The organism is Rhodanobacter sp. FW510-R10 (genome assembly GCF_058781105.1).
Genome location: NZ_JBYSWL010000001.1, coordinates 1670040 through 1695565 on the forward strand (window position 1 = coordinate 1670040; position 25526 = coordinate 1695565).

A 25526-nucleotide genomic window follows, 5' to 3' on the forward strand; every position below is an offset into this window, starting at 1 on the left:
ATGACCTCGCGGGGATTCCGGCGGGTGCCGGCGCGAGCAGTCTAGGCATGCCCCCGTACGCCTGGCAGTCGGCGACCACTGACGCGTGCGCAGTCAAATACTGCGCACGCGTGTGGGTTGCTGCTGCCTGTCGGTTGGGGTCTACGCAGCCTTGGCGATACGTGGCCCTTCGCGCAGCGCAGTGCGTACATGGGCCACGATCAGGTCCACCTCGACGCTGGTGACATTGAAGTGTGGCGTGAAGCGCAGCGAATTGACTCCGCCGTGAATCACTCCGATGCCGCGTTCGCGCAGGTATTCCTCGATGGAACCGGTGCCGACGCATTTGAACTCGGGTGCCAGCTCGCACGAGAACAGCAGGCCGGTGCCCTGTACCTTGGTGATGAGGCCACCGAGTTCGTCCTTCAGGGCGTTGAACTTTTGCACGAATTCCTGGCCGCGCTCGCGGATGTTGCGGCGCACGTCGTCGTTCAGCAGCCCCAGCGTAGCCACCGCGACGTCAAGGGCGCGCGGGTTGCCGGTCATGGTGTTGCCGTAGATGCCCTTGCGATAGAGCTCGGCGGTGCTTGCGCTGACGCCGAGCACCGAAAGCGGATATTGTCCGGCGTTGAGTGCCTTGGAGAACGTTTCCATGTCCGGTGCCGGCAGCTTCTCGAATCCGGGATAGTCGGTGATCGAGAGCACGCCATGCGCGCGCAGGCCGGCCTGGATGGAATCGACCAGGAACAGCGTGCCGTGCGCCTTGGTCAGTTCCCGCGCAGCCTTGTAGAACTCCACGGTCACAGCGCGCCCCGGGTCGCCTTCGCCCATCACCGGCTCCAGGAACATCGCCTCGATGAACCAGCCATGCCGGTCGGCATCGGCAAACGCGGCCTGCAGCTGACCGACGTCGTACGGTGCCACCGTGATAACCGAGTTCTCGTGTTGATAGCTGGCCAGATACTGCTTGTAGACCTTGCGCGAGGAATCGGAATACAGCGCCGGGCCTTCGGTACGTCCATGGAACGCACCTTTCACATTGAGCCGCTTGACGGTCCGCCCGGCGTAGCGGGCCCCGGGATCGGTCAACAGTTTGGCGTTGACCTCGGCAATGCGGCAGGCCAGCGATACCGATTCAGAACCAGAGTTCAGGCACATGTAGCGGGCATAGGGGCTCTTGCCACGGATGCGGCCGAGCTCGCGGTCCATGGCCTGGGCAAAGCGCAACTGCGACACCGTCGGCGTCATCACGTTGGCCATCACTTCCGGCTGCGCCATCGCCTTCAGGATCGCCGGGTGGTTGTGGCCGAAGCCAAGCATGCCGTAGCCGCCGTTGTCGTGTACCACGGCGCCCTTCAAGGTGACGATCCAGGGGCCACGCGCGGCCGCCGGGAGGTAGGGATTGATGGCGTCGTCAGGGTAGAAGTTGACGAACCCCGCCTGGGCACGCGCGATCTGCTCGGCCTCGTCCAGCTTGAGGAAATCGCCCAGTTCGGCGCGCAGTGCATGATGTCGGGCCACGGCTTCGTCGACGGCCTGGGGCAGCAGCGGATCGATGGCCGCCATGCGTTCGATGGTGGCGTCGTCCAGCCCCGTCGTGCGTTGCTTGCCACCGAACTCGCGCAGTTCGCGAAGTTGATTGATTACACCCATGACCTTGCCTCCTATGGAAACCGCCATCCAGCGGCCAGTGGGGTCAGCGGCCGGCTTCAAACGGATGGCTCGAATAATGCCCGACGGTCGTGGCTCGCACCTGGTTGCGGCACCGCCATCCGCATATGGCATTGGCGCGTCGCCACGCTAAAACAGCGTACCTCTAGGATACTGCGCGGCCCGTCGCGCCGGTACCCCCTGGCAGGTTTTCGCCGCGGCGTGCAGGTGGGAGGCGGCAGGCGAGTGGCGGGCCGCCTCGGGCCTGTACCGCTGGGCCTTGCCGTGCCCGTACCGGCGCAGTGCGGGATAATGCCGCGCTGCGCCGTCCGCGCTTACAGTTCTGGAAGTGTCTTGAAAAAATCCGATTTTGCCTTCGAATTGCCGCGGGAATTGATCGCGCAGGTGCCATTGCCGGAGCGCTCCGCCAGCCGCCTGCTGTTGCTGGATGCTGGGGCCGGGCGCCGTGAGGATCGCGTCTTCCACGAATTGCCAGACTTGCTGCGTGCTGGCGATTTGCTGGTGTTCAACGATACCCGCGTGTTTCCGGCTCGCCTGCACGGTCGCAAGGGCACGGGCGGGGCCGTGGAAATCCTCATTGAACGCATTACCGGCGAGCACGAGGCGACGGTGCAGCTCGGGGTCAGCAAGAAGCCGAAGGCCGGCGCGCGCATCGAATTTGCCGATGGCAGCCACGCCGAAGTACTGGGCCGCAACGACGATTTCTTCCAGTTGCACTTTTCTGCGCCCCAGCCGCTGGAGCAATGGCTGGCTGGCCTCGGCGAGGTGCCGTTGCCGCCGTACATCGAGCGCCAGCCCGATGCCCGGGACCGCGAGCGCTACCAGACCGTCTACGCGCGCGAGTTGGGTGCCGTTGCTGCGCCTACGGCCGGCCTGCATTTCGACGCCGCGCTGCTTGAGGCACTGGCTGCGCGCGGGGTGGAGTTCGGCTACGTCACTTTGCATGTGGGCGCCGGCACCTTCCAGCCGGTGCGCGAGGACGAGGTCGAGGCCCACCACATGCATCGCGAATGGCTGCGCGTGGACGCCGACTTGATCGGCCGTATCCAGGCTACCCGTGCCGCCGGGCATCGCGTGATTGCCGTGGGCACCACGGTGGTCCGGGCGCTGGAGAGTGCCTACAGCGACGGGCGCCTGCAGCCCTTTGTCGGCGAGACCCAGATCTTCATCTACCCTGGCTACCGCATCCGCAGCATCGATGGCTTGATCACGAACTTCCATCTGCCCGAATCGACCCTGCTGATGCTGGTGTCGGCGTTTGCCGGGCGCAAGTACATGCTGGATGCGTACCGGCACGCAGTGGAGCAGCGTTACCGGTTCTTTTCCTACGGCGACGCGATGCTGATCCTGCCGTAGCGCGCAGGGCGCACCGCCCACCGCCCACCGCAATCGGCGACACAAACAACGACCAGCCACCTTCGGGACCAGCTACCATGGCAGGACTTGCCTTTGAACTCCAGGCCGTCGATGGCGCCGCACGTCGCGGCCGGCTGCGTTTTGCCCGCGGCAGCGTGGAGACGCCAGCGTTCATGCCCGTGGGCACCTATGGCACGGTCAAGGCCATGGCGCCGCGCGACCTGTGGGAGACCGGTGCCGAGATGATCCTCGGCAACACCTTCCATCTGTTCCTGCGCCCTGGACTCGAGGTGATCAGCAAATTTGGCGGCCTGCATGATTTCATGCGCTGGGAGGGACCGATCCTCACCGATTCGGGCGGGTTCCAGGTGTTCTCGTTGGCCCAGCGTCGGCGCCTGACCGAGCTGGGCGTGACCTTTGCCTCCCCCGTGGACGGCTCGCCGGTGTTCCTGTCCCCGGAAGTGTCGATGCAAATCCAGACCACGCTGGATGCCGACGTGGTTATGGCGCTCGACGAGTGCACGCCCTATCAGGTCGATGGGGCGCCGGTATCCATGCCGGTGGCGCGCGAGTCGATGGAGCTGAGCCTGCGTTGGGCCGAGCGCTCGCGGCGCGAGTTCGATGCGCTGGGCAACCCGCACGCCTTGTTTGGCATCGTGCAGGGCGGCATGCATGACGAACTGCGCGAGCGCTCGGCGGCAGGCCTGATGGAGATCGGCTTCGACGGCTACGCGCTGGGCGGGCTGGCCGTCGGCGAGCCCGAGGCCGAGCGCTTGCGCGTGCTGGATTCCAGCTTACCGCTGCTGCCGCCGGACAAGCCACGCTACCTCATGGGTGTGGGACGCCCGGAAGACATCGTCGAGGCGGTGTGCCGCGGCATCGACATGTTCGACTGCGTCATGCCGACGCGGCATGCGCGCAATGGCTTCCTGTTCACCGCCAGCGGCACGCTGCGCATCCGCAATGCCGCCTATGCCATGGACACACGGGTGATCGAGGAGGGCTGCGACTGCCCGGCCTGTGCGGGAGGCTACTCGCGCGCCTACCTGCGCCACCTCGACCGCTGCCACGAGATCCTCGGCTGTCAGCTCGCCACGGCGCACAACCTGCGCCATTACCAGCGCCTGATGGCCGGCCTGCGCGCCGCGATCACCGCCGGCGCGCTGGGCGCTTTCGTCGAGCGATTCCATGCCGCGCACCAGGCGCCTGTCGTCGACTCTTGAGCGGGCCCGGGTCGTCGCTTGGGCGCCTGGCGCGTCCGCGGCCCGCCCGAGGCGCAGCGGCGGAGGCCGGCTGGCAACCGAGCCAGGCAGGACCCGAGGGCAAGCCGGGGTGGTGCGTGGCTTGCGCACGCATGTCATAATCGACGATCTTTACCGGGTATTCGGCCATATCTCCCCGCCGAATCCACAACTTGCGAGATGAATGATGAGTTTTCCGATGACTACCGTGCTGGCCCAGGCTGCACCCGCGCAAGCGGAAGGTGGCGGCTTGTCGATGATCCTGATGATGGTCGTGCTGTTCGGCCTGATGTATTTCATGATGATCCGCCCGCAGATGAAGCGGCAGAAGGAACATCGCGCGCTGGTGGCGGGCCTGGCCAAGGGTGACGAAGTGGTCACCGGCGGCGGCATTGCCGGTCGCGTGGACGAAGTGGGCGAGACTTTCCTCACCGTCGAGATCGCGCCCAATGTCAAGGTCAAGGTGCAAAAGGGCGCCGTGCAGCAGGTACTGCCCAAGGGTTCGATAAAGTCCGTCTGAGCGTGCCCTTGGGGTCGCGGCTGGTCGGTGGCCGCCTGTTGCCTGAGTCGTTCCTTTTGCCAATCATCGCTGCGATCCCTCGCGACGGTTTTTCCGGGTTCAACGTATGAATGATTTTCCGCGCTGGCGTTATTGGCTGGTGGCCGTGGTGATGCTGTTTGGCATCGTCTACGCGTTGCCCAATGCCTATTTGTCCATTCCCGGCGTGCAGATCACGGCCAACCGCGGCGCGGCGCCGGTAGACAATGCCCTGCGGCAAAAAGTCGTCGCCGCGCTGACCACGGCCAAGATCCCCTCGAGCGGAGTCGAGATCGAAGAGGACCACCTGCTGGCCACGTTCGCCGACGCCGATACCCAGCGCCGCGCTGCCGAGGCATTGCAGACCGATCTGGGCGACGGCTATACGGTGACCTTCAAGCCAAAGTCCACGGTGCCGGCCTGGCTGCAGCTGATCGGCGCGCGGGCAATGCCCTTGGGCCTGGATTTGCAAGGCGGCGTGCACTTCGTGATGCAGGTCGACCAGAAGGAGGCGATCGACAAGCAGGAAGCGAGCTACGCCGATGACATCCGCATCAACCTGCGCGACAAGAACCTGCGCTACCAGGCGGTCACGCACAAGCCCGGCGGGGGCATCACCGTGGTCCTGCGCTCGGCCGAGGACCGCACCACGGCGGCAAACATCATCGCCAACGAGAATGCGGACCTGGACGTGTCGGATGGGCCGAGCACTGGTGACCGCTTCATCCTCAACGTGGTCATCAAGCCGGAAAAAGTACGCGACATGTCGCTCAACGCGATCCGGCAGAACCTGGGCACCTTGCGCAACCGCATCAATGCGCTCGGCGTATCGGAGCCCTTGATCCAGCAGCAGGGCGACAGCCACATCGTGGTCGAGCTGGCCGGCGTGCAGGACCCGGCCGAGGCCAAGAAGCTGATTGGTGCCACGGCCACGTTGCAGTACCGGCCGGGCATTGGCCAGCCGGGCGATGCCCGGGCCATGGAGGCCGCGCGCACCGGCAACATCCCGCCTGACGCGAACCTCTACTACATGCGCGACACGCGCCAGCCGGTACTGGTCAGCAAGCAGATCATCGTCACCGGCAACCAGCTGGTTGACGCCTCCTCCGGCATCGACCAGCAGAGTGGCACGCCAAAGGTCGACGTCACCTTGAACGCCGCCGGCGCCAAGCGCATGGCCGACTTCACCAATGCCAACGTCGGCAAGCCGATGGCCGTGGTCTACGTTGAGCGCGTGGTCGAGACCAAGATCGTCGACGGCAAGGAAGTGCGCACGGCCAAGATCACCGAGTCGGTGATCAACGACGCCTCGATCGCCAGCCCATTCAGCAAGCAATTCCAGACCACGGGCCTGGCCAGTCCCAAGGAAGCCTCGGAACTGGCCCTGCTGCTCAAGGGCGGTTCGCTGGCCGCGCCGATGGACATCGTCGAAGAGCGCGTCATCGGCCCCAGCCTCGGCCAGGACAACATCGAGAAGGGCTTGAATGCGGTGATCCTGGGCCTGGCCATGGTGCTTGCCGCGGCGGCGATCTACTACAAGCTGTTTGGGCTGGTGGCGGACATCGCGCTGTTCTTCAACCTGGTGATCCTGGTCGCGGTGATGTCGCTGATCGGGGTCACGCTGACCATGCCGGGCATCGCCGGTATTGTGTTGACGCTGGGCATGGCGATCGACGCCAACGTACTGATCTGCGAACGCGTGCGCGAGGAATTGCGCAACGGCTCCAGCCCGCACGCGGCGATCCGCGCCGGCTATGAGAAGGCCTGGTCCACGATCCTGGACGCGAACGTCACCCACCTGATCGCGGCGTTGGCGCTGACCACGATGGGCACGGGTGCGATCAAGGGCTTCGGCGTCACCTTGCTGATCGGCATCCTGACCTCCTTGTTCACCTCCGTGACCCTGACCCACGCCTTCACCGCGGCCATCCACGGCCACCGCAAGCTCAAGACCCTGTCGGTTTAATCCACTATGGAAATCTTCAACCACAACGCGAACATCAACTTCCTCGGCATGCGCAACTACAGCATTGCCGTGGCCATCTTCCTGGTGATCGCGTCGGTGGTACTGATCGCCACGCGTGGCCTCAACTACGGCCTGGATTTCACCGGTGGCGTGTCCCTGGTGATCGATTACGAGCAACCCGTGCAGGTGGCTGACGTTCGCGCTGCGCTGGCCAAGGGCGGCATGGAACACGCCGTGGTGCAATCCCTGGGCGGCACGCGCGAAGTCTCCATCCGCATGCAGCCGAAAGACGACGTGGCGGCCTTGCAGGAGTCCGGTGGCCAGGTCAACCTGGACCGCATCTCCGCGGATGTGATGGGCTTCTTGCAGACGGCCCGGCCGGATGCGAGGTTGAAGAGCCGGAATTTCGTCGGTTCGGAGGTGGGCTCGGAGCTGCGCAGCGACGGCACGATTGCCGCGATCTTCGTCATCCTGGGCATCATGGCGTACCTGTGGATCCGCTTCGAGCGGCGCTTCGCCATCTCGGCCGTCGCCACCGAAGTGCATGACGTGCTGGTGACGCTCGGCGTCATCGCCCTGGTACAACGCGAGTTCGACATGACCGTGCTGGCCTCGGTGCTGGCGGTCATCGGCTACTCGATCAACGACAAGGTGGTGGTGTTCGACCGCGTGCGCGAGCTGTTCCGGCTGGCGCGCAAGGCGGAGCCGGAGGAAATCCTCAACCGCTCGATCAACAACACCTTGTCGCGCACGATCATCACCTCCTTGTTCACCGGCATTGCCATGGGCGCGCTGTATTTCATCGGCGGACCGGTGGTGCACGGCTTTGCCATCACCATGTTGATCGGCATCGTGGTCGGCACGCTGTCGTCGATCTTCATCGCCAGCCCCATCCTGCTCTGGCTTGGCGTGTCCAAGCAGGACCTGATGCCGGTCACCAAGCACGACCCGGAGCTGGCGCGGCGCCCGTAAGGGAAGGTCTGAATAATTGCCGTCATCCCCGCGAAAGCGGGGATCCAGTGAGGTTAAGTTGTTGACATCAAAGACACTGGATTCCCGCTTTCGCGGGAATGACGATCAAGAGTGAATTGTTCAGAGCTTCCTAAGGGCCACATTGCCGCCGGCCGGGCTTTCGGGGCTGTCGCTGCCTAGCTTGCTCGGCGTTGATCGGCATCGTGGTCGGCACGCTGTCGTCGATCTTCATCGCCAGCCCCATCCTGCTCTGGCTTGGCGTGTCCAAGCAGGACCTGATGCCGGTCACCAAGCACGACCCGGAGCTGGCCCGGCGCCCGTAAGGGAAGGTCTGAATAATTGCCGTCATCCCCGCGAAAGCGGGGATCCAGTGAGGTTAAGTTGTTGACATCAAAGACACTGGATTCCCGCTTTCGCGGGAATGACGATCAAGAGTGAATTGTTCAGAGCTTTCTAAGGGCCACATTGCCGCCGGCCGGGCTTTCGGGGCTGTCGCTGCCTAGCTTGCTCGGCCGAGGCTCGCGCGCAAGGCCTCCAGGCGCGCCGGCGTACCGATGTCGTGCCAGGCGCCGCGATGGTGGGCGCCGCTCACCATGCCGCGGCGCATGGCGGCAAGCAACAGCGAAACGAGCTTGAAGCGCGGCGGCGTGGTCAGGTCGACAGGCCTGCCGATGACGTCGCGCCAGTCCTGCAGCAGGCCGGGGCGGTAGACGCCGATACCGCTGAAGGTGAGGCAGGGCTCGCCGGTCTCGTGCACTTGCCCGTCCGCGTCCAGCGCGAAGTCGCCCTGCGCGTGGTGCGCTGGATTGTCGACCAGCAGCAGGTGTGCCAGTCCGGCAGGCGTCGCCGGCAACGTGGCCAGGTCCGCATCGCACCAGATGTCGCCGCTGACGGCGAGGAAACTGCCGCTGCCCAGCAGCGGCAGCGCGTGCAGCATGCCGCCGCCGGTCTCCAGCGCGACCGGGCCTTCGTATGCATAGTGGATCGCCAAGCCCCAGCGCGAACCGTCGCCGAGCGCGGCCGGAAATTGCCCGGCCAGATGGGAAGTGTTGATGACCACATGCTCGTAGCCCGCGGCGGCGAGCTTCTCCAGGGTCCAGGCGATCAGCGGCTTGCCGCCGACCGGCAGCAGCGGCTTGGGCGTGTGGTCGGTCAGCGGGCGCATGCGCTCGCCGCGCCCGGCGGCAAAGATCAGCGCGTGTTTCATGGGTTGGCGGCGACGCACAGATCGCGCGTGCCGACCTGGTTGCGCAGCAGTTCCACCAATGCCCGCAGTTCCGGGTGGCGGCTGGCCACCTCGACCACGTAGGCATAGACGCGCGGCAGGTCGCCGAGATAAGCAGACTTGCCGTCGCGGTAGTGCAGGCGGCTGAAGATGCCGAGAACCTTGAGATGGCGCTGCAGGCCCATCAGGTCGAACCAGCGCAGGAACTGGGCCGGGTCCGGGATCGCCGCACCCAGGGAACTGTCGAGCAACCGCTGGCGATAATCTTCCACCCAGGCTTCGACGCGCTGGCGGTCCCAGGCGATGTAGCAATCGCGCAACAGCGACACCAGGTCATAGGTGAGCGGGCCGTGCAGCGCATCCTGGAAATCGATGATGCCTGGGTTCCACCAGGGTTCGGCCGTCCCGGCGGTACCATCCCTAGCCGGCACCAGCAGGTTGCGGCTGTGGTAGTCGCGATGGACGAAGCAGCGCGGCTGTTCCAGCGCCGCCTCCACCAGCGTGGCGAAGGCGGCTTGCAGCACCTCGCGCTCCGTGCCACTGAGTCTGCGGCCCAGGTGGCGGCCGAGGAACCATTCCGGCATCAGTTCGAGTTCGCGGTCGAGGGCGGCGTGGTCGTAGGGCGGCAGGCCGCGCACGTCGACGGCCGTCTGCATCCGCAGCAATGCCGCCAGCGCTGCGGCATACAGGCTGTCCACCCTGGCCTCATCCAGCATCTCGAGATAGGTGGTGTTGCCGAGATCTTCGATGAGCAGGAAACCCTGCTCCAGGTCGTGGGCACGCACATCCGGCACGTGCAGCCCGGCCGCGGCCAGGCGCGCGTTGACGGCAAGCCACGGCCGGGCATCCTCCAGCGCCGGCGGCGCATCCATCACGATCCAGCTTGGCGGGGGGCCACAGGTGCGCCAATAACTGCGTGCGCTGGCGTCGGATGAGGCCGCGGCCAGGCTCAGGCTGGCATCGCCGAGGACCTTGCGGGCCCACGCCTGGCGTTGCGCAGCGCGGTTGGCTGGCGGACTCATGGGTGGTGCAACGGCAGGCTGGAGGTGGAGGAACATGCCGCTGGACGCAAGCCAGCCGCTCCCGCCTCATGCCCGCCGACATTGACGGCAAGGTGGTCAATTAGTACCATTTTGGTCCCGATTGTGTCGCTTGATCCGTGTGGACTCATGTTACGCGTCAACCGCCTGACTGATTATGCCGCCGCGGTCATGACTTGCCTGGCGAGCCGTGAGGACGAAGTACTCAGTACGGTGCAGATTGCCGAGGAAACCCGCCTCGAGTTGCCGACCGTGAGCAAGCTCCTGAAGTCGCTCGGCCACGCGATGTTGGTGGAGTCGTTCCGGGGCGTCAATGGCGGCTATCGCCTGGCACGCAGTGCACGGGACATTTCGCTGGCCGAGATCGTGGTTGCGCTGGAAGGGCCGATCGCGGTAACCGAGTGCGGGGTCGGCGCCGGGCAGTGCGGCCTCGAGGCCACCTGCGCGGTGCGCGGCAGCTGGCAGCAGATCAGCAACATCCTGGATGACGCCTTGCGTGCCGTGAGCCTGGCCGACATGAGCCGGCGCATGGTCCACCGGCGGCCCGCCGCGGACGTGCGCCGGGATACCGGCATTGCTGGCCACGGCACGGATGTTGGTGCGGGAAGACCATGGATATCAAGATGAGCAATGAAGGCAGCGTGACCACCTTGCAGCAGAATGCGGAAGTTGCCGAGGCGCTGGGACGCGCCTATTCGGCGGGTTTCGTCACCAAGCTGGAGACGGTCAGCCTGCCGCCGGGCCTGGACGAGGGCGTGATCCGCAAGCTCTCGGCGATCAAGGAAGAGCCCGAGTGGATGACCGAGCGCCGTCTGCAGGCCTATCGCCATTGGCTCACCATGACAGCGCCGAACTGGGCCAAACTCAAGCTCGACCCGGTTGATTACCAGGCCATCAGCTATTACAGCGCACCCAAGGCCAAGCCGAAATCCCTGGCCGAGGTCGACCCGGCGGTGCTGGAGACCTACGAGAAATTGGGCGTGCCACTGCACGAGCGTGCGGCCCTGGCCGGTGTCGCGGTGGATGCCGTGTTCGACTCGGTGTCGGTTGGCACCACGTTCCGCAAGCAACTGGCCGACGCCGGCGTGATCTTCTGCTCGATGAGCGAGGCGATCCGCAGTCACCCCGACATCGTGCAGAAATACCTGGGCAGCGTGGTGCCGACCGGCGACAACTTCTTCGCTGCGCTGAACTCGGCGGTGTTTTCCGACGGCAGCTTCGTCTTCGTGCCCAAGGGCGTGCGCTGCCCGATGGAGTTGTCCACTTATTTCCGCATCAATGCGCAGAACACCGGGCAGTTCGAGCGCACCCTGATCATTGCCGAGGAAGGCAGCCACGTCTCCTACCTGGAGGGCTGCACCGCGCCCAAGCGGGACGAGAACCAGCTGCACGCCGCGGTGGTCGAGCTGGTGGCGCTGGAGGGCGCGCAGATCAAGTATTCGACGGTGCAGAACTGGTACCCCGGCGACGAGAACGGCAACGGTGGTGTGTACAACCTGGTCACCAAGCGCGGCGAGTGCCGCGGCGACGATTCCAAGATCTGCTGGACCCAGGTGGAAACCGGTTCGGCGATCACCTGGAAATACCCGAGCGTGGTGCTGCGTGGCGACCGTACCGTGGGCGAGTTCTACTCGGTGGCGCTGACCCACCATTTCCAGCAGGCCGACACGGGCACCAAGATGACCCACATCGGCAAGGACACCAAGTCCAAGATCATCTCCCGCGGCATCAGTGCCGGGCGCAGCAACAACAGTTACCGCGGCCTGGTCAAGGTGGAGAAGAACGCCGACAACGCGCGCAACTACACGCAGTGCGACTCCCTGCTGATCGGCAAGCAATGCGGCGCGCACACGTTCCCGTACATCGAGGTCAAGAACCCGACGGCCATCGTCGAGCACGAAGCCACCACCTCGAAGATCTCCGACGAGCAGATGTTCTATTGCCGCTCGCGCGGCATCCGCGCGGAGGACGCCACCTCGATGATCGTCGACGGCTTTTGCAAGACCGTGTTCCGCGAGCTGCCAATGGAGTTTGCGGTCGAGGCCAAGAAGCTGCTCGAGGTCTCGCTGGAAGGCGCGGTCGGCTGAGGTTGACGGCGCAGCGCGCGGACCGGCAGGCGGTTGCCGGCGCGATGGGATGCCCAATCACTGTATCGAGTACGAGTCATGCTGAGAATCGAAAACCTGCACGCACGGATTGCCGGCAAGGAAATCCTCAAAGGCATCGACCTCACGGTCAACGCCGGCGAGGTGCACGCCATCATGGGTCCGAACGGAGCCGGCAAATCTACGCTGGGCAACGTGCTGGCGGGGCGCGACGGCTACGAAGTGACCGCCGGGACCGTCACTTTCAATGGCGTGGACCTGCTCGGAATGGCACCCGAGGCGCGGGCTGCCGCTGGCGTGTTCCTGGCGTTCCAGTACCCGGTGGAAATTCCCGGCGTCAACAACACCTATTTCCTGCGCACGGCGCTCAATGCGCAGCGCAAGCAGCGCGGCGAGAAGGACCTCGACTCCATGCAGTTCCTGAAGCTGGTGCGCGAGAAGCTCAAGGTGATGCGGCTGCCCGACGACCTGCTGCATCGCGCGGTCAACGAAGGCTTTTCCGGCGGTGAAAAGAAGCGCAACGAGATTTTCCAGATGGCCTTGCTGGAACCGCAGCTGGCCATCCTGGATGAGACCGATTCGGGCCTGGACATCGACGCGCTGAAACAAGTGGCCGCCGGCGTCAATCTGCTGCGGGCACCGACGCGCGGCTTCCTGATGATCACGCATTACCAGCGCCTGCTGGATTATGTGGTGCCCGACTTCGTCCACGTTCTGGCCGGTGGGCGCATCGTCGAGAGTGGCGACAAGTCGTTGGCGCTACGACTCGAAGAACATGGCTACGGTGGCCTGGCCGAACGCCGGCCAGCCGGTGCCGAGGCATGAGCAGCGTGGCGCCATCACCCCTCCTCGATTCCCTGCTCGAAGCCGCGCTGCCCGAGTCGGGCATTGCCTGGCTGGATGCGGCGCGACGGGAGAATCGCGACGCGGTGGCCGCGGCCGGCCTGCCCGACACGCGGGTGGAAGCGTGGAAGTACACCTCGCTGCGCAGCCTGGCGCGCCACGGCTTTGCCGGGGGCGACCCCGAGGCGGCCAGCCGTAGCGTCGATCCGGCGACATTTGCCTTGCCGACCGTCGCTGGCCCACGCCTCGTTTTCGTCAACGGCGTGTTCCGGCATGACCTGTCTGCCCTGGACGACTTGCCCGCGGGTCTTGTGCTTGAACCGCTGTCGCGGGCGCTTGCGCAGGATCCCGAGCCGCTGCGCTTCGTGCTCTCGCGGCACTACCGCGAGGTGGGTGACGCCTTTGCGCGCATCAACGCGGCCAACGCGGTCGACGGGGTGGTGCTGCGCGTGGCGGCTGGGGTCCAAGTAGCGGCGCCAGTGCACCTGGTGTTCATTGGCAAGCCGGCCGCAACGGCGCTGGCCTGGCATGTGCGCAACGTGATCGAGTTGGGACAGGGCAGCGCCCTGGCCCTGGTCGAGCAGCACCTGGGCGATCCGGCCCAGGGGGACCTGGCCACCCTGGTCAGCGACATCGAACTGCGCGAGCATGCCAGGTTGACCCACATCGTGCTGCAGTCTGCCGGTGGCAACCACCTGATCCGGCGCAACAGCCTGCGCCTGCACGCGGGCGCGCATGCGGTCATGCACGCGATCGAGCTTGGTGGTGCCCTGGTGCGCCATGACCTGCAGGTGGCGCTGGTCGGCGATGGCGCGCACTTCGATGGGCGCGGCGTGTTCATGCCGCAGGCCCGGCAGCACATCGACACCCAACTTGCGATCCGCCACGAGGCGCGCGACACCATTTCCGACGTGCATTGGCGTGGGGTGGCCACTGACCGTGCGCGGGGCGTGTTTCGCGGCGCCGTGCTGGTGGCGCCTGGCGCCGACGGCAGCGACGCGAACCTGAGCAACAAGAACCTGCTGCTCTCGCGCGATGCCGAGATCGATACCAAGCCGGAGCTGGAGATCTACGCCGACGAGGTGCAAGCCGTGCATGGCGCGACCGTCGGCCAGCTCGACGAGCAGGCGTTGTTCTACCTGCGTTCTCGCGGCATTGGCGCCGGCGAGGCGCGCGCCTTGCTGACCAGCGCGTTCTGCTGCGCAGTGTTGGGCGACCTGGCTGAGGCGACGTTGCGCGAACATCTGGCGGCGCTGCTGTTGGCCCATTTGCCGGCTTAGCGGCGTGGATGGGACAAATACCGCAGCGAAGCCCCAAGGCAACGAGCAAGGTGATGGCATGAGTGCACAGACGGCCTCGATCCGACAAGCTTCCGCGTTTGACGTGCAGCGCATGCGCGCGGACTTCCCGCTGCTGGCGCGCACCATGCACGGCCGGCCGCTGGTGTATTTCGACAACGCGAACACCAGCCAGAAGCCCGCGACCGTGATCGAAGCCGTGTCCCGGCACTACCGTGAACACAACGCGAACGTGGCGCGGGCCGTGCACCAGCTCGGGGACGAGGCAACCGCGGCATATGAGCTGGCGCGGGACAAGCTGGCCGCCCTCATCCACGCGCCCTCGCGCGACGAGGTCATCCTGACCTCGGGTACCACCCATGCGATCAATCTGGTCGCCTACAGTTACGCCCTGCCACGCCTCGGGCCTGGCGACGCCATCCTCACCACGGTGATGGAACATCACGCCAACATCGTGCCGTGGCAGCTGGTCGCCGCGCGCAGCGGGGCCACGGTGAAGGCGGCGCCAATCGACCAGCGCGGCGTGCTCGACGTCGATGCCTACGTCGGCATGCTCACTCCCGACGTGAAGCTGGCCTGCGTGACACACGCGTCCAACGTGCTGGGCACGGTGAATCCGGTGGCGGAACTGGCCCGCGCCTGCCGCCGTCGCGGCGTTCCGCTGCTGGTGGACGGCTCGCAGGCCGTGCCGCACCGGCCAGTCGACGTGCAGGCCCTGGGCTGCGACTTCTATGCGCTGACCGGGCACAAGATGTTCGGCCCGACTGGCACCGGGGCGCTGTGGGCCAAGCGCGAACACCTGGAGGCCATGCCGCCCTTCTTCGGCGGGGGCGACATGATCCGCGAGGTGCGCTTCAGCGGGACCACGTTTGCGGACCTGCCGCACAAGTTCGAGGCGGGCACGCCGAATATCGCCGGCTTTGTCGGTCTGTCCGCGGCGATCGATTACCTACAGGGGCTGGATCTTGCCGCCGCCCATGCCTGGGAACAGGAACTGCTGGCCTACGCCACCGCGCGCGTGGGCGAGATTCCCGGCGTGCGCATCTTCGGCACGGCGCCAGAGAAGGTGCCAGTGTTGTCCTTCCTGCTGGAGGGTGCACAGGCCACCGACCTGGCGACCCTGCTCGATCTGCAGGGCGTGGCGTTACGCTCCGGACACCATTGCGCACACCCGCTGATGCAGTTTTTCGGCGTGCCGGCCACGCTGCGCGCGTCGTTTGCGTTCTACAACACGCGCGAAGAGGTGGATGCCTTCGTCGCGGCGTTGCTCAAGGTACGCAAGCTCCTGGCCTGAGCGGCAGTCCCGCGCGAGCGGTTATGCTTCGCTTCTCCGGTCGGCATGGATCCCGATGTTCGCTACGTTGCCTGCGCTGCTGCGTGTCCCCCTGGTGCTGCTGGCACTGGCGATCAGCCTGCTGGCGCATGTGCTGCCGCTGTTTGCGCTGACCCTGGTCAAGCTGGTCATCCCGTGGCGTCCGGTGCGGCATGCCTGTTCGCGGGCGCTGGTTGGTATCTCGGAAAGCTGGATTGGCGTCAACAATGCCTTGTTCGACCTCTTCACCCGCATCCAGTGGGACGTCCATGGCCTGGGAGGGCTTGAGCGCACGCGCAGCTACCTGGTGCTGTGCAACCACCAGAGTTGGGTGGACATTGCCGTGCTGCAAAAGCTGCTCAACCGACGCATCCCGTTCCTGCGCTTTTTCCTCAAGCAACAACTGATTTGGGTGCCCCTCCTGGGCCTGGCGTGGTGGGCACTGGATTTCCCCTTCATGCGCCGTTACTCGAGCAGCGTGGTGCTGCGCCACCCCGAGCTACGTGGCAAAGACATGGAAGCGACACGCCGGGCTTGCCGCAAGTTCCGGCATGTGCCGGTATCGATGGTGAGTTTTGCCGAGGGCACACGCTTTACCGCGGCCAAGCATGCCGCGCAGACCTCGCCGTTCCGGCATTTGTTGCGTCCGCGGGCCGGCGCGGTGGCGTACGTACTCGATGCCATGGGTGACGCCCTGCACGGGATTGTCGATGTCACCCTGGTCTACCCGGACGGGCCGTGTACGATGCTGGACTTGCTCCTTGGCCGGCTGCATCGCGTCCACGTGCGGGTACGGGCACTGCCGATTGACGCGGAGCTGCGCGGTGACTGCAACGAGGACGCGACGTTCCGCGGCCGGGTCAAGGCCTGGCTGAATGCACTCTGGCGCGAGAAGGACGCGTACATGGACCGGTTTGATGCCGCGACGCGCGATGACGGTGCGGGAGGCTGAGATGCGTATCTTGATCTTGGGTGCGGGGGCGACTGGCGGCTATTTTGGCGGGCGCCTGTTGCAGCACGGACGCGACGTGAGCTTCCTGGTCCGCCCGCGGCGGGCGGAGGTCCTGCGTCGCACCGGGCTGGTCCTGCGCAGCCCGTTCGGCGACGTGAAGCTGGCCGAGCCGCCGCTGGTCGTCCACGACGACCTCGCCGGGCCGTATGACCTGATTGTATTGAGCTGCAAAGCCTATGGGCTCGAGCAGGCCATGGAGGACCTCGCTCCGGCAGTTGGGCCGCAGACGGCAATCTTGCCGTTGCTCAACGGCATGCGGCACCTGGATCTGCTTGACCGGCGTTTTGGTGCCGGGCACGTCCTGGGTGGACGCTGCATCATTGCCGCCACGTTGGATGCCGAGGGGACAGTGCTGCACCTCAACGACAAGCACGCGCTCACCTTCGGCGAACGCGACGGCAGCACCACGCCGCGCCTGCGCGCGATCACGGCCCAGTTGGACGGCGCCGGCTTCGACGCCCGTCCCAGCGAGACTATCGTCCAGGACATGTGGGACAAGTGGGTGATGCTGGCCAGCCTGGCCGGCGTCACCTGCCTGTTCCGCGCCCCGGTCGGCACGATAGTCGCCACGCCCGGAGGCAAGGCGGCCACGCTCGCGCTGCTCGAAGAGTGCTGTGCCGTCGCTGCCCGAGCCGGCCATCCTGTGGCTGACCCCACCCGGCAGACGGCCCTCGCGTTCCTGACCGCGAGTGGCTCCGGGCTGACGGCATCGATGATGCGTGACCTGGTCGATGGCCATCCCATCGAGGCCGAGCAGATCATCGGCGACATGCTGGCGCGCGCCCAGCCGACGGACGACGCGCGACCGTCCGTGCTGGCGCTGGTCGCGGTCTGCCTGCGCGCCTACGAGGCTCAGCGCGTCGCTGCCGGCTGAGCCGGTGGCGTCGTTGGCCGCCGCGGCTGCGCCAGATCATGGGCGGCGCCGGGCGTCGTTGGCTATGATCCGCAGATGGAAACACGCCTACCGTCCACTTTTCGCTATGCCGGACCTGCCGACGTGGAGCGCGTCGTGGCCCTGGTCGAGTCGGCGTATCGCGGACCTTCCGGGGAACGCGGGTGGACCACCGAGTCGGCGCTGCTCGACGGCCAGCGGACCGACGCTCGGGCCGTGGCGGAATTGCTGGGACGGCCGGATTGCCATGTGCTGCTGGCCGAGCATGATGGCCGGCTGCTTGCTTCGTGTCACGTCGAGCGCCAAGGCGAGGCCGCCTATTTCGGCATGTTCGCCGTCGACCCGGAATGCCAAGGTGGCGGCATAGGCAAGCGGGTACTGGCGGAGGCCGAACGCCTGGCACGCGAGGAATGGGCCTGCACCGACATGCGCATGACCGTGATCGAGCAGCGCGACGAGCTGATCGCCTGGTACGAGCGGCGCGGTTATCGGCGCACTGGCGAACACGAGCCGTTTCCCTACGGCAACGAGCGCTTCGGCATCCCGCGCCGGCCAGACCTGCGATTTGCCGTACTGCGCAAGCATTTCGACGGAGGGGATGCATGGAAGGTTGGGTAGCAGTCGGCACGCGCGGCGATTTCCTGCCGGGCGAATTCAAGGTGGTCTGGGACGGCGATACATCGATCGCGGTGTACAACATCGATGGCGCGCTGTATGCGATCGAGGATGTGTGCACGCACGACGGCGGCGATCTGGCCGGTGGCGAGGTCTTTGGTTTCGAAGTGGAATGTCCGCGCCACGGTGCACGTTTCGACGTGCGCACCGGTGCGGTGACCCGCCCACCGGCCTACATCCCGATTGCGAGCTTCCCGGTACGCGAGGAAGACGGCACGATCTGGACCCGCGACGACCGCTGATTCCGGGTGGCGTCTGCCAATTGTGGGAGCCCGCCCACAGGCTCCCATGAAATACCTGGGTGAGGGCATCAGCCGCCGGCGGTGATGCGCTCCACGCGACGCAGGCCGCGTGGCAGCACGCTGCCGCGCGTCGCGCGGGTGCCGCCGTATTCCACCAGGTCCGCCCAGCGCAGCGTGAGCTTGCGCTGGCCGGCATGCAGGGTCACCTCCCCCTGGCCCTCGGCAACCACGGCGATGCCGGCCACGCGTTCCTCACCCGAGAGGCGTTTCGCGCGCGGAATCTCGATCAGCTTGTTGCCTTTGCCCTTGTCCAGCTCGGGCAGTTCGGCGACCGAGAACATCAGCAGGTGGCCGGCCGTGGTGGCGACCACGATGCGGTCGCGGGCCGGGTCGGCGCTGGCCTGGGGTTGCAGCACGCGGGCGCCCTCGGCGAGGTTGATCGTCTGCTTGCCGGCCTTGTTGCGGCCGAGCAGGTTCGCGTAGCGGATGACGAAGCCGTAGCCGAAGTCCGTGGCCAAGACCAGGCGCGTATCGTTGTCGGCGGCGATGACGGCATCGAAGCTTGCCCCCGCTGCCGGAGAGAAGCGGCCGGTCAGCGGCTCGCCGTTGCCGCGTGCCGAGGGCAGCGTGTGCGCGGGCGTCGAGTAGCTGCGGCCGGTGGAATCGATGAAGGCGACCTGCTGCGTGGTCCGCGCGTTCACGGCGGCACGCAGGCCGTCGCCCTCGCGGTAGGCCAGCGCCTCGGCGTCGACGTCGTGGCCCTTGGCGGCGCGCGCGAAGCCCTGCCGGCTGAGCACCACGGTCAGCGGCTCGCTCGCCACCAGGACGCTTTCGTCGAGCGCCTGCGCCGCCTCCCCCTCGACCAGCGGAGAGCAGCGCGCATCGCCGTACTTTTCGGCGTCCGCGGCGAGTTCGTCCTTGATCAGGCGCTTCAGCTTGGCCGGCGACTTCAACAGGACGTGGATGCGCGCGCGCTCCTCTTCCAGCTCGTCATGCTCAGCGGTGATCTTCATCTCCTCCAGGCGCGCGAGCTGGCGCAGGCGGGTCTCCAGGATGTAGTCGACCTGCTCCTCGGAAAGCTTGAAGCGCGCCATCAGCACCCGCCTGGGCTCTTCCTCGGTGCGCACGATGCGAATGACCTCGTCCAGGTTGAGGTAGGCGACGCGCAGGCCTTCCAGCAAGTGCAGGCGGCGCTCCACCTTGGCCAGGCGGTGGTTGAGCCGGCGCGTCACCGTGCTGGTGCGGAACGTGAGCCACTCCAAGAGGATCTGCTTGAGGTCCTTGACCTGCGGGCGGCCATCCAGGCCGATCATGTTGAGATTGACGCGGAAGCTGCGCTCCATGTCGGTGGTGGCGAACAGGTGCTGCATGATCTGCTCGGCGTCGATGCGGCTCGAGCGCGGCACAATGACCAGGCGGGTCGGGTTCTCGTGGTCGGACTCGTCGCGCAGGTCCTCGATCATCGGCAGCTTCTTTGCCCGCATCTGCGCGGCGATCTGCTCGAGCACCTTGGCCGGGCTGACCTGGTGTGGCAGCGCGGTGATGACGATGTTGCCGTCCTCGCGCGTGTACACGGCGCGGGCGCGCAGGGAACCGGTGCCGGTGGTGTAGATCGCGAGCAGGTCCTGGCGCGGCGTGATGATCTGCGCGTGGGTCGGGTAGTCCGGCGCGGGCATGTGCTCGCACAGTTCGGCCACGCTGGCCTTCGGGTCGTCCAGCAGGTGGATGCAGGCGCTGGCCAGTTCGCGCAGATTGTGCGGCGGAATGTCGGTGGCCATGCCTACGGCGATGCCCATCGAGCCGTTCAGCAGCACGTGCGGCAGGCGCGCCGGCAGCCAGCTTGGTTCCTCCAGCGTGCCGTCGAAGTTCGCCACCCAGTCGACCGTGCCCTGGCCGAGCTCGCTCAGGAGCGCCTCGGCAATCGGGCTCAGCCGCGACTCGGTGTAGCGCATCGCGGCGAAGCTCTTGGGATCGTCCGGCGAGCCGAAGTTGCCCTGGCCGTCCACCAGCGGGTAGCGGTAGGAGAACGGCTGCGCCATCAACACCATCGCCTCGTAGCACGACGTGTCGCCGTGCGGATGGAACTTGCCGATGACGTCACCGATCGTGCGCGCGGATTTCTTCGGCTTCGCCGTAGCGGCCAGGCCGAGCTCGCTCATCGCGTAGATGATGCGGCGCTGGACGGGTTTCAGCCCGTCGCCAACGAAGGGCAAGGCGCGGTCCAGCACCACGTACATGGAGTAGTCCAGATACGCGCGCTCGGCGTATTCCTTGAGTGGAATCTGTTCGTAGTTCGCTTGCAGGTTCATGCAGTAGGTTCTTGAGGTAGTGCCGATCCGGATGGCGGTACGTTCGCCGACCCGCAGGAGCCAGCGGAGGGGTTCCTACGCATCCATCCGATATCAAAGTTGGGCTGGCGTGGGCGGCAGCAGCCGCGGCCGCCATTCTACCCGGTGGGAGGAGGCGAACTGCTGTCTCCGGGCGATTCAGCGCGGTACGCGATAGCCGCCAGGCACGCCATGTGGGCTAAGGGTGAGCTGCCACAACTGGTCGCGCCGGCTGCGGAACACGGCCATGGAGGTGGCCAGGTAATAGCGCCACATGCGCCGGAAGCGCTCGTCGTATTTCGCTGGCAGGGACGACCATGCCGCCTCCACGTTCGCTTGCCATGCCGCCAGCGTGCGCGCGTAGTCGGCGCCGAAATTGTGCCAATCCTCGACCACGAAGAGCTCACGCAATGCCGTCGCCACCTGGCTGGCTTCCGGGATCATCGAGTTGGGGAAGATGTATTTCTCGATCCAAGGGTCGGGCTGGGACGGCGCGCTGTTGGAACCGATGCAATGCAGCACCGACAGCCCGTCCTCCTTCAGGCAGCGGCGCACCGCCTCGAAATAGCTGTGGTAATTCCTGTGCCCGACGTGCTCGAACATGCCGATTGAATACACCGCGTCGAACGGCTCGTCGATCTCGCGGTAATCCTGCAGGCGAATCTCGATCGGCAGGCCGGCGCACAGCCGGGTGGCGAACTCGGCTTGCTGTTGCGACACGGTGATGCCGACACCGCTCACGCCGTATTTCTCCGCCGCGTACTTGAGCGCCTCGCCCCAACCGCAGCCGATGTCGAGCACGCGCTGGCCCGGCTTGAGCTGCAACTTGCGGCAGACCAGGTCGAGCTTGGCCTCCTGGGCATCATCCAGGTTGTCGGCTGCCGCCCAGTAGCCGCACGAATACACCAGCCGCTTGCCCAACATGGCATGGAACAAGTCGTTGCCGATGTCGTAATGGACCTTGCCGATCTCGAAGGCGTGGTCGCCACGCTGCTGGTTGATGAAGCGCGCCTTCAGGTGCGCGATGATCGCATCGAAGGTGCGCAGCTTGTCGTCCAGGCCGGCAGTCAGCACCTTGGTGAACATGCCGGGCAGGTCCGCGCTGTCCCACCAACCGTCCATATAGGCCTCGCCCATGCCGAGCGAGCCACGCGCGAACACGCGCGCGTACAGGCGCTGGTTGTGTACCTGCAGATCGGTCGGCCCAGCCCCGTTGATGGTCACGCCGGCATATTGGAGCAACTTGCCGGCGCGTTCTTTCAGGCTGTCTTTGCTCATGGCTTACCTCGATCCGGCGCGCGTGGCGCGGCGCATGTGCACTCGCTGATTCTAGCCCGCGGGCCGTAGCTTGGCCGTGAGCGGCGCGCGTTCCCCGGGCAAGCGAATCTCACGCGTGGCGCCACAGGCCGCGGGTCAGCAAGACGCCGAGTAGGGTCATGCCCAGCGAGCCCAGGACGTGCACGATCACGTGCCCGCTCCACCACAGGTATTGCTGGCGCAACAGCAGGCTGGCCGACTCCGCCGAGAACGTGGAGAACGTGGTGAGGCCACCGAGAAAGCCGGTGAACACGGCCAGGCGCAGCGCTGGGGACAGGGCCTGGAAGTGTTCGAACAAGCCAAGGGCGCAGCCCATCAACAGGCCGCCCGCCAGGTTCGCCGCGAGCGTGCCCATGGGCAAGGTGGGGAAGACTGGGTTGAGCAGGATGCCCAGTCCCCAGCGCAACCAGCACCCGATGGCGCCGGCCACGCCGACGGCGATGAATCCACTGATAGCCACGTTGCCTGCTCCTGACCCGATCCGTGATCACGCGGTTTTCGGCGGGACAGGCACGCCTGCAGCGCCGGAAACCGGAGTTGCAGGCATCATCGGCGTCGTCCCATGCGGCGGTCGACGCGGTTGGTTGCTCCAGGAGCGTGGAGCGGTAGAAAGCCGGACGGCTTCTACCGCCCACGCTCCCGGGCAACGGGAGGCATGCCATCTCCGTATCCGTATCCTAACCTGGGAACGTGGGCATTAGGAACCCAGGGGGCGTGTCCTCCGACTGCCGACGCCGATGCGGCATCGCTCAGCCATGCCGGGGTCGTCGTGCCTGGCAACGTCTGGTGGCGGTGCACCTATACTCGTGCGTTTCGTCACCCGGTCCGCTCGATGCCTGGTGCTACACCCAACGCGCGGCGCAGCCTGCCGTGGCTGCTGGCGGCATTGTCGATGGTCGGGCCGTTCTCGATCGACGCGGTGTTCCCGTCCTTCCCGCTTTTGGGCGCGCATTTCGGCGTCGACGCGGCGGCGTTGCAGCAGTTGATCAGCGTCTACCTGGTCACTTATGCGGCGATGAGCCTGTTCCATGGCGCGATTTCCGACGCGCTGGGACGCAAGCCGGTGATCGTGGCAGGCGTGCTGGTGTATGCGGCGGCGTCCATCGGCGCCGCACTGGCGCCAAGCTATTCGTTTCTGTTGGCCTGCCGCGCCGTGCAGGGTGCTTCTGCCGGCGCGGGCCTGGTGGTTGGGCGGGCGGTGATCCGCGACACCTATGCCGGACCGGCAGCGCAGCGCCTGATGTCGCAGGTGATGATGATCTTTGGCGTGGCGCCGGTGATCGCGCCGATCGTTGGCGCCTGGCTGCTGGTCCTGGGTGGATGGCGGGGAATCTTCTGGCTGGTGGCCCTGGCGACATTGCTGCTCGCCGGACTGCTGGTCTGGCTGCTTGACGAGAGTCATCTCCCGGCGCGGCGCGCGCGCTTTGCGCTGCGCCCCCTGCTGGCCAGCTACGTCGCATTTGGCCGCGACCGGCCGTTTTGGCCCTTGCTGATCTCCAGCTCGGTCAATTTTGCAGGCTTGTTTCTGTACATCGCCTCGGCGCCGCGCATCGTGATCGACCTGCTGCACCGGTCGCCTTCGGGCTTTCCTTGGTTGTTCCTGCCAGTGGTGATCGGCCTGGTCAGCGGGGCGTGGATGTCTGGGCGGCTGGCCGAAGCACGCAGCCTGACGTTTACCGTGAGCCTCGGTTACGGGGCGATGCTGCTGGCTTGCGCGGCGCACCTGCTGCTGGCATTGCTGCTGCCGGCGCCGCGCCTGCCGTGGTCGATGCTGCCCCTGATCCTGCACGGCGTGGGTGTGCAACTGGCATTTCCGACCTTGACCTTGTTGCTGCTGGATCGCTTTCCCCACCACCGCGGCGGCATTTCCTCGCTGCAGGCCTGCGCGAGCCTCCTGCTCAGCGCGGTAGTCGCAGGCGTGCTCTCGCCGCTGCTCTCCGGCGGCATGCTGTCCCTGGGCCTGGGGGCGACCGGATTCACCGTGCTCGGCGTGGCTGCCTGGTACTGGTACGGGCGGCTGCGCCGCGCACCACCAGCGTCACCGGTGCCGCGTGACGTGGTTTTGCAGGCGCAGATCGCGCAGCCGCGCTGAGGCCTTCAATCACGGCCAGGCGTGCTCAGCCGGCGCGCAGGACGCGGCCGTAGGCGTGGACTTCGTCGACCAGGACGGACAGGTGACCGGGGTCGACCTGGGGCGTGATGCCGTGCCCCAGGTTGAAAACATGCCCGGGATGGGGACCGTAGCTGTCCATCACACGGCGTGCTTCGCGTCGGATGACCTCGGGGCTGGCCAGCATGACTGCGGGGTCCAGGTTGCCTTGCAGGGCCACCCGGCCACCAGTGGCCTGGCGGGCCTCGGCCAGGTCGATGGTCCAGTCGACGCCGAGTGCCGCACAGCCGGTGCCTGCCAACCCGGCAAGATGCTGGTTCGCGCCCTTGGAGAACAGCACCAGCGGCAGGCTGGCGGCGTGCGCATCCGCGCGGAGTGCCGCTGCCACCTGCGCCAGGTAGCGCAGGGAGAACTCGCGGAACGCCGCCGGGCCAAGCAGGCCGCCCCAGGTGTCGAAGATCATCAACACCTGGGCGCCAGCCGCGGCCTGGGCGCGGAGGTACAGCGCCACGGCCTGGGCCAGGAGATCGAGTAGCCGGTGGGCCAGGGCAGGATCCTCCCAGCACATGGTCTTGGGCATGGCAAAGTCGCGCGAGCCGTGGCCTTCGACCATGTAGCAGGCCAGGGTCCACGGGCTGCCGGAGAAGCCGATCAGGGGCACGCGCCCATCCAGTTCCCTGCGAATCAGGCGCAGCGCGTCCATCACGTAACGCAGCTTCCCGTCCATGTCGGGGATCGCAAGCCGGGCCACATCGGTGCTCGAACGCACCGGGCGGGCGATGCAGGGACCTTCGCCTGGCGCGAAGGACAGGCCCAGGCCCATCGCGTCGGGGATGGTGAGGATGTCGGAAAAGAGGATGGCCGCATCGAGATCGAAGCGCGCCAGCGGTTGCAGCGTCACCTCGCAGGCGAGCTCCGGGTGCTGCGCCAGGCCCATGAAGCTGCCTGCGCGCTCGCGCGTGGCGCGGTATTCAGGCAGGTAGCGGCCAGCCTGGCGCATCACCCAGATGGGCGTGGTGTCGGTGGGTTCGCGGCGCAGGGTACGCAGCAGCCTATCGTTGGCGGGCACCCCGGAAGTCATCTCAACGCCCATGCGGTCGTTCCTGGCCCTGGGTGAACATGACCTGGAAGCCGCGCTTGATTTGCGCATCCCGGGCTTTCTCGAACGCCGCGATGGCGCCGTCGCGCTCCAGGAACTGCTCGCGCTTCAGGCTCGCGCGACCGCCCTGGACGCCCGATTCGCGGTACAAGGTCCAGCCGCCAAGCAGGTCTTGCTCCAGAGTGATCTGGACATAGCGTGGCGGCAGGTCATTGTCGCCAGGTGCGGTTTGCAGGTAGAGGCGCATGGATTCCGGCGGCTGTCGGCCAGCAACAATTCGTTCGTGGCGGCGGGGTGTGCCGTTAT

23 protein-coding genes and 1 pseudogene are annotated in these 25526 nt (G+C 66.3%); 16 read left to right on the top strand and 8 right to left on the bottom strand.

The features are described from left to right. Positions 1-141: 141 nt before the first annotated feature. Positions 142-1632, bottom strand: coding sequence for an aminotransferase class III-fold pyridoxal phosphate-dependent enzyme (locus AC3WJB_RS07120; RefSeq protein ID WP_492680065.1), 1491 nt, complete (start codon positions 1630-1632; stop codon positions 142-144). A gap of 351 nt (positions 1633-1983) precedes the next feature. On the opposite strand from AC3WJB_RS07120, the gene queA reads away from it, so the two are divergent. From queA to AC3WJB_RS07150, 6 genes and pseudogenes are all read left to right on the top strand, one after another. After that, positions 1984-3006, top strand: a complete 1023-nt coding sequence (gene queA, locus AC3WJB_RS07125; protein ID WP_492680067.1) for a tRNA preQ1(34) S-adenosylmethionine ribosyltransferase-isomerase QueA — start codon at positions 1984-1986, stop codon at positions 3004-3006. A gap of 77 nt (positions 3007-3083) precedes the next feature. Continuing rightward, a complete protein-coding gene (gene tgt, locus AC3WJB_RS07130; protein ID WP_492680069.1) occupies positions 3084-4229 on the top strand; it encodes a tRNA guanosine(34) transglycosylase Tgt in 1146 nt (381 codons plus the stop codon). A gap of 205 nt (positions 4230-4434) precedes the next feature. Then, positions 4435-4767, top strand: coding sequence for a preprotein translocase subunit YajC (gene yajC / locus AC3WJB_RS07135; protein WP_492680071.1), 333 nt, complete (start codon positions 4435-4437; stop codon positions 4765-4767). A 106-nt stretch (positions 4768-4873) separates the two neighbouring features. After that, the gene (secD, locus tag AC3WJB_RS07140; RefSeq protein WP_492680073.1) at positions 4874-6751 is read left to right on the top strand and encodes a protein translocase subunit SecD; all 1878 of its coding nucleotides are present in this window, start codon (positions 4874-4876) and stop codon (positions 6749-6751) included. Positions 6752-6757: 6 nt separating this feature from the next. Then, complete coding sequence (gene secF / locus AC3WJB_RS07145; RefSeq protein ID WP_492680075.1) at positions 6758-7723, top strand: protein translocase subunit SecF; 966 nt, start codon at positions 6758-6760, stop codon at positions 7721-7723. A 179-nt stretch (positions 7724-7902) separates the two neighbouring features. After that, positions 7903-8046, top strand: a pseudogene (locus tag AC3WJB_RS07150) (protein translocase subunit SecF); the annotation flags it as partial. A gap of 176 nt (positions 8047-8222) precedes the next feature. Here the strand turns inward: AC3WJB_RS07150 and murU are convergent. Together murU and AC3WJB_RS07160 are read right to left on the bottom strand one after the other, a co-directional pair. Further along, a complete protein-coding gene (murU, locus tag AC3WJB_RS07155; RefSeq protein ID WP_492680077.1) occupies positions 8223-8930 on the bottom strand; it encodes an N-acetylmuramate alpha-1-phosphate uridylyltransferase MurU in 708 nt (235 codons plus the stop codon). Then, on the bottom strand, positions 8927-9970 hold the full coding sequence (locus tag AC3WJB_RS07160; protein ID WP_492680079.1) for an aminoglycoside phosphotransferase family protein: 1044 nt from the start codon (positions 9968-9970) through the stop codon (positions 8927-8929). Before AC3WJB_RS07160 ends, murU begins: the two co-directional genes overlap by 4 nt. A gap of 147 nt (positions 9971-10117) precedes the next feature. On the opposite strand from AC3WJB_RS07160, the gene AC3WJB_RS07165 reads away from it, so the two are divergent. The 9 genes from AC3WJB_RS07165 (at position 10118) to AC3WJB_RS07205 (ending at position 18367) form a co-directional block, all read left to right on the top strand. After that, complete coding sequence (locus tag AC3WJB_RS07165; RefSeq protein WP_492680081.1) at positions 10118-10615, top strand: SUF system Fe-S cluster assembly regulator; 498 nt, start codon at positions 10118-10120, stop codon at positions 10613-10615. Beyond that, positions 10612-12075, top strand: a complete 1464-nt coding sequence (gene sufB / locus AC3WJB_RS07170; RefSeq protein WP_492680083.1) for a Fe-S cluster assembly protein SufB — start codon at positions 10612-10614, stop codon at positions 12073-12075. Before AC3WJB_RS07165 ends, sufB begins: the two co-directional genes overlap by 4 nt. 78 nt (positions 12076-12153) lie before the next feature. Continuing rightward, complete coding sequence (gene sufC, locus AC3WJB_RS07175; RefSeq protein ID WP_492680085.1) at positions 12154-12918, top strand: Fe-S cluster assembly ATPase SufC; 765 nt, start codon at positions 12154-12156, stop codon at positions 12916-12918. Next, a complete protein-coding gene (sufD, locus tag AC3WJB_RS07180) occupies positions 12915-14216 on the top strand; it encodes a Fe-S cluster assembly protein SufD (RefSeq protein ID WP_492680087.1) in 1302 nt (433 codons plus the stop codon). Before sufC ends, sufD begins: the two co-directional genes overlap by 4 nt. A 58-nt stretch (positions 14217-14274) precedes the next feature. Beyond that, entirely contained in the window at positions 14275-15528 is a 1254-nt protein-coding gene (locus tag AC3WJB_RS07185; RefSeq protein ID WP_492680089.1) for an aminotransferase class V-fold PLP-dependent enzyme, read from the top strand. 55 nt (positions 15529-15583) lie between these two features. After that, the gene (gene yihG / locus AC3WJB_RS07190; protein WP_492680091.1) at positions 15584-16498 is read left to right on the top strand and encodes a 1-acylglycerol-3-phosphate O-acyltransferase, YihG family; all 915 of its coding nucleotides are present in this window, start codon (positions 15584-15586) and stop codon (positions 16496-16498) included. A 1-nt stretch (position 16499) separates the two neighbouring features. After that, positions 16500-17432, top strand: coding sequence for a 2-dehydropantoate 2-reductase (gene panE, locus AC3WJB_RS07195; protein WP_492680093.1), 933 nt, complete (start codon positions 16500-16502; stop codon positions 17430-17432). Positions 17433-17507: 75 nt separating this feature from the next. Continuing rightward, positions 17508-18068, top strand: coding sequence for a GNAT family N-acetyltransferase (locus AC3WJB_RS07200; protein WP_492680095.1), 561 nt, complete (start codon positions 17508-17510; stop codon positions 18066-18068). Beyond that, the gene (locus AC3WJB_RS07205) at positions 18053-18367 is read left to right on the top strand and encodes a non-heme iron oxygenase ferredoxin subunit (protein ID WP_492680097.1); all 315 of its coding nucleotides are present in this window, start codon (positions 18053-18055) and stop codon (positions 18365-18367) included. Before AC3WJB_RS07200 ends, AC3WJB_RS07205 begins: the two co-directional genes overlap by 16 nt. Positions 18368-18435: 68 nt before the next feature. Here AC3WJB_RS07205 and parC read toward each other — a convergent pair whose 3' ends face one another. The 3 genes from parC to crcB all read right to left on the bottom strand — a co-directional run bounded on the left by parC (position 18436) and on the right by crcB (position 22471). After that, positions 18436-20676 carry a DNA topoisomerase IV subunit A gene (gene parC / locus AC3WJB_RS07210; protein WP_492680099.1) on the bottom strand — a complete coding sequence of 747 codons (2241 nt, stop codon included), beginning with the start codon at positions 20674-20676 and terminating at the stop codon, positions 18436-18438. A 177-nt stretch (positions 20677-20853) separates the two neighbouring features. Continuing rightward, positions 20854-21972: a cyclopropane fatty acyl phospholipid synthase gene (gene cfa, locus AC3WJB_RS07215; RefSeq protein ID WP_492680101.1), complete on the bottom strand. Its 1119-nt coding sequence runs from the start codon at positions 21970-21972 to the stop codon at positions 20854-20856. 109 nt (positions 21973-22081) lie between these two features. Further along, positions 22082-22471, bottom strand: coding sequence for a fluoride efflux transporter CrcB (crcB, locus tag AC3WJB_RS07220; RefSeq protein WP_492680103.1), 390 nt, complete (start codon positions 22469-22471; stop codon positions 22082-22084). Between the two features lie 372 nt (positions 22472-22843). Between crcB and AC3WJB_RS07225 the strand changes: the two genes are divergently transcribed. Then, positions 22844-24103, top strand: coding sequence for a multidrug effflux MFS transporter (locus tag AC3WJB_RS07225; protein WP_492680105.1), 1260 nt, complete (start codon positions 22844-22846; stop codon positions 24101-24103). A gap of 25 nt (positions 24104-24128) precedes the next feature. On the opposite strand, the gene hemE is transcribed toward AC3WJB_RS07225, so the two are convergent. After that, positions 24129-25214: a uroporphyrinogen decarboxylase gene (hemE, locus tag AC3WJB_RS07230; RefSeq protein WP_492680107.1), complete on the bottom strand. Its 1086-nt coding sequence runs from the start codon at positions 25212-25214 to the stop codon at positions 24129-24131. Then, positions 25204-25467: a WGR domain-containing protein gene (locus tag AC3WJB_RS07235; protein ID WP_492680109.1), complete on the bottom strand. Its 264-nt coding sequence runs from the start codon at positions 25465-25467 to the stop codon at positions 25204-25206. The genes hemE and AC3WJB_RS07235 overlap by 11 nt, the downstream gene beginning before the upstream one ends. Positions 25468-25526 lie beyond the last annotated feature (59 nt).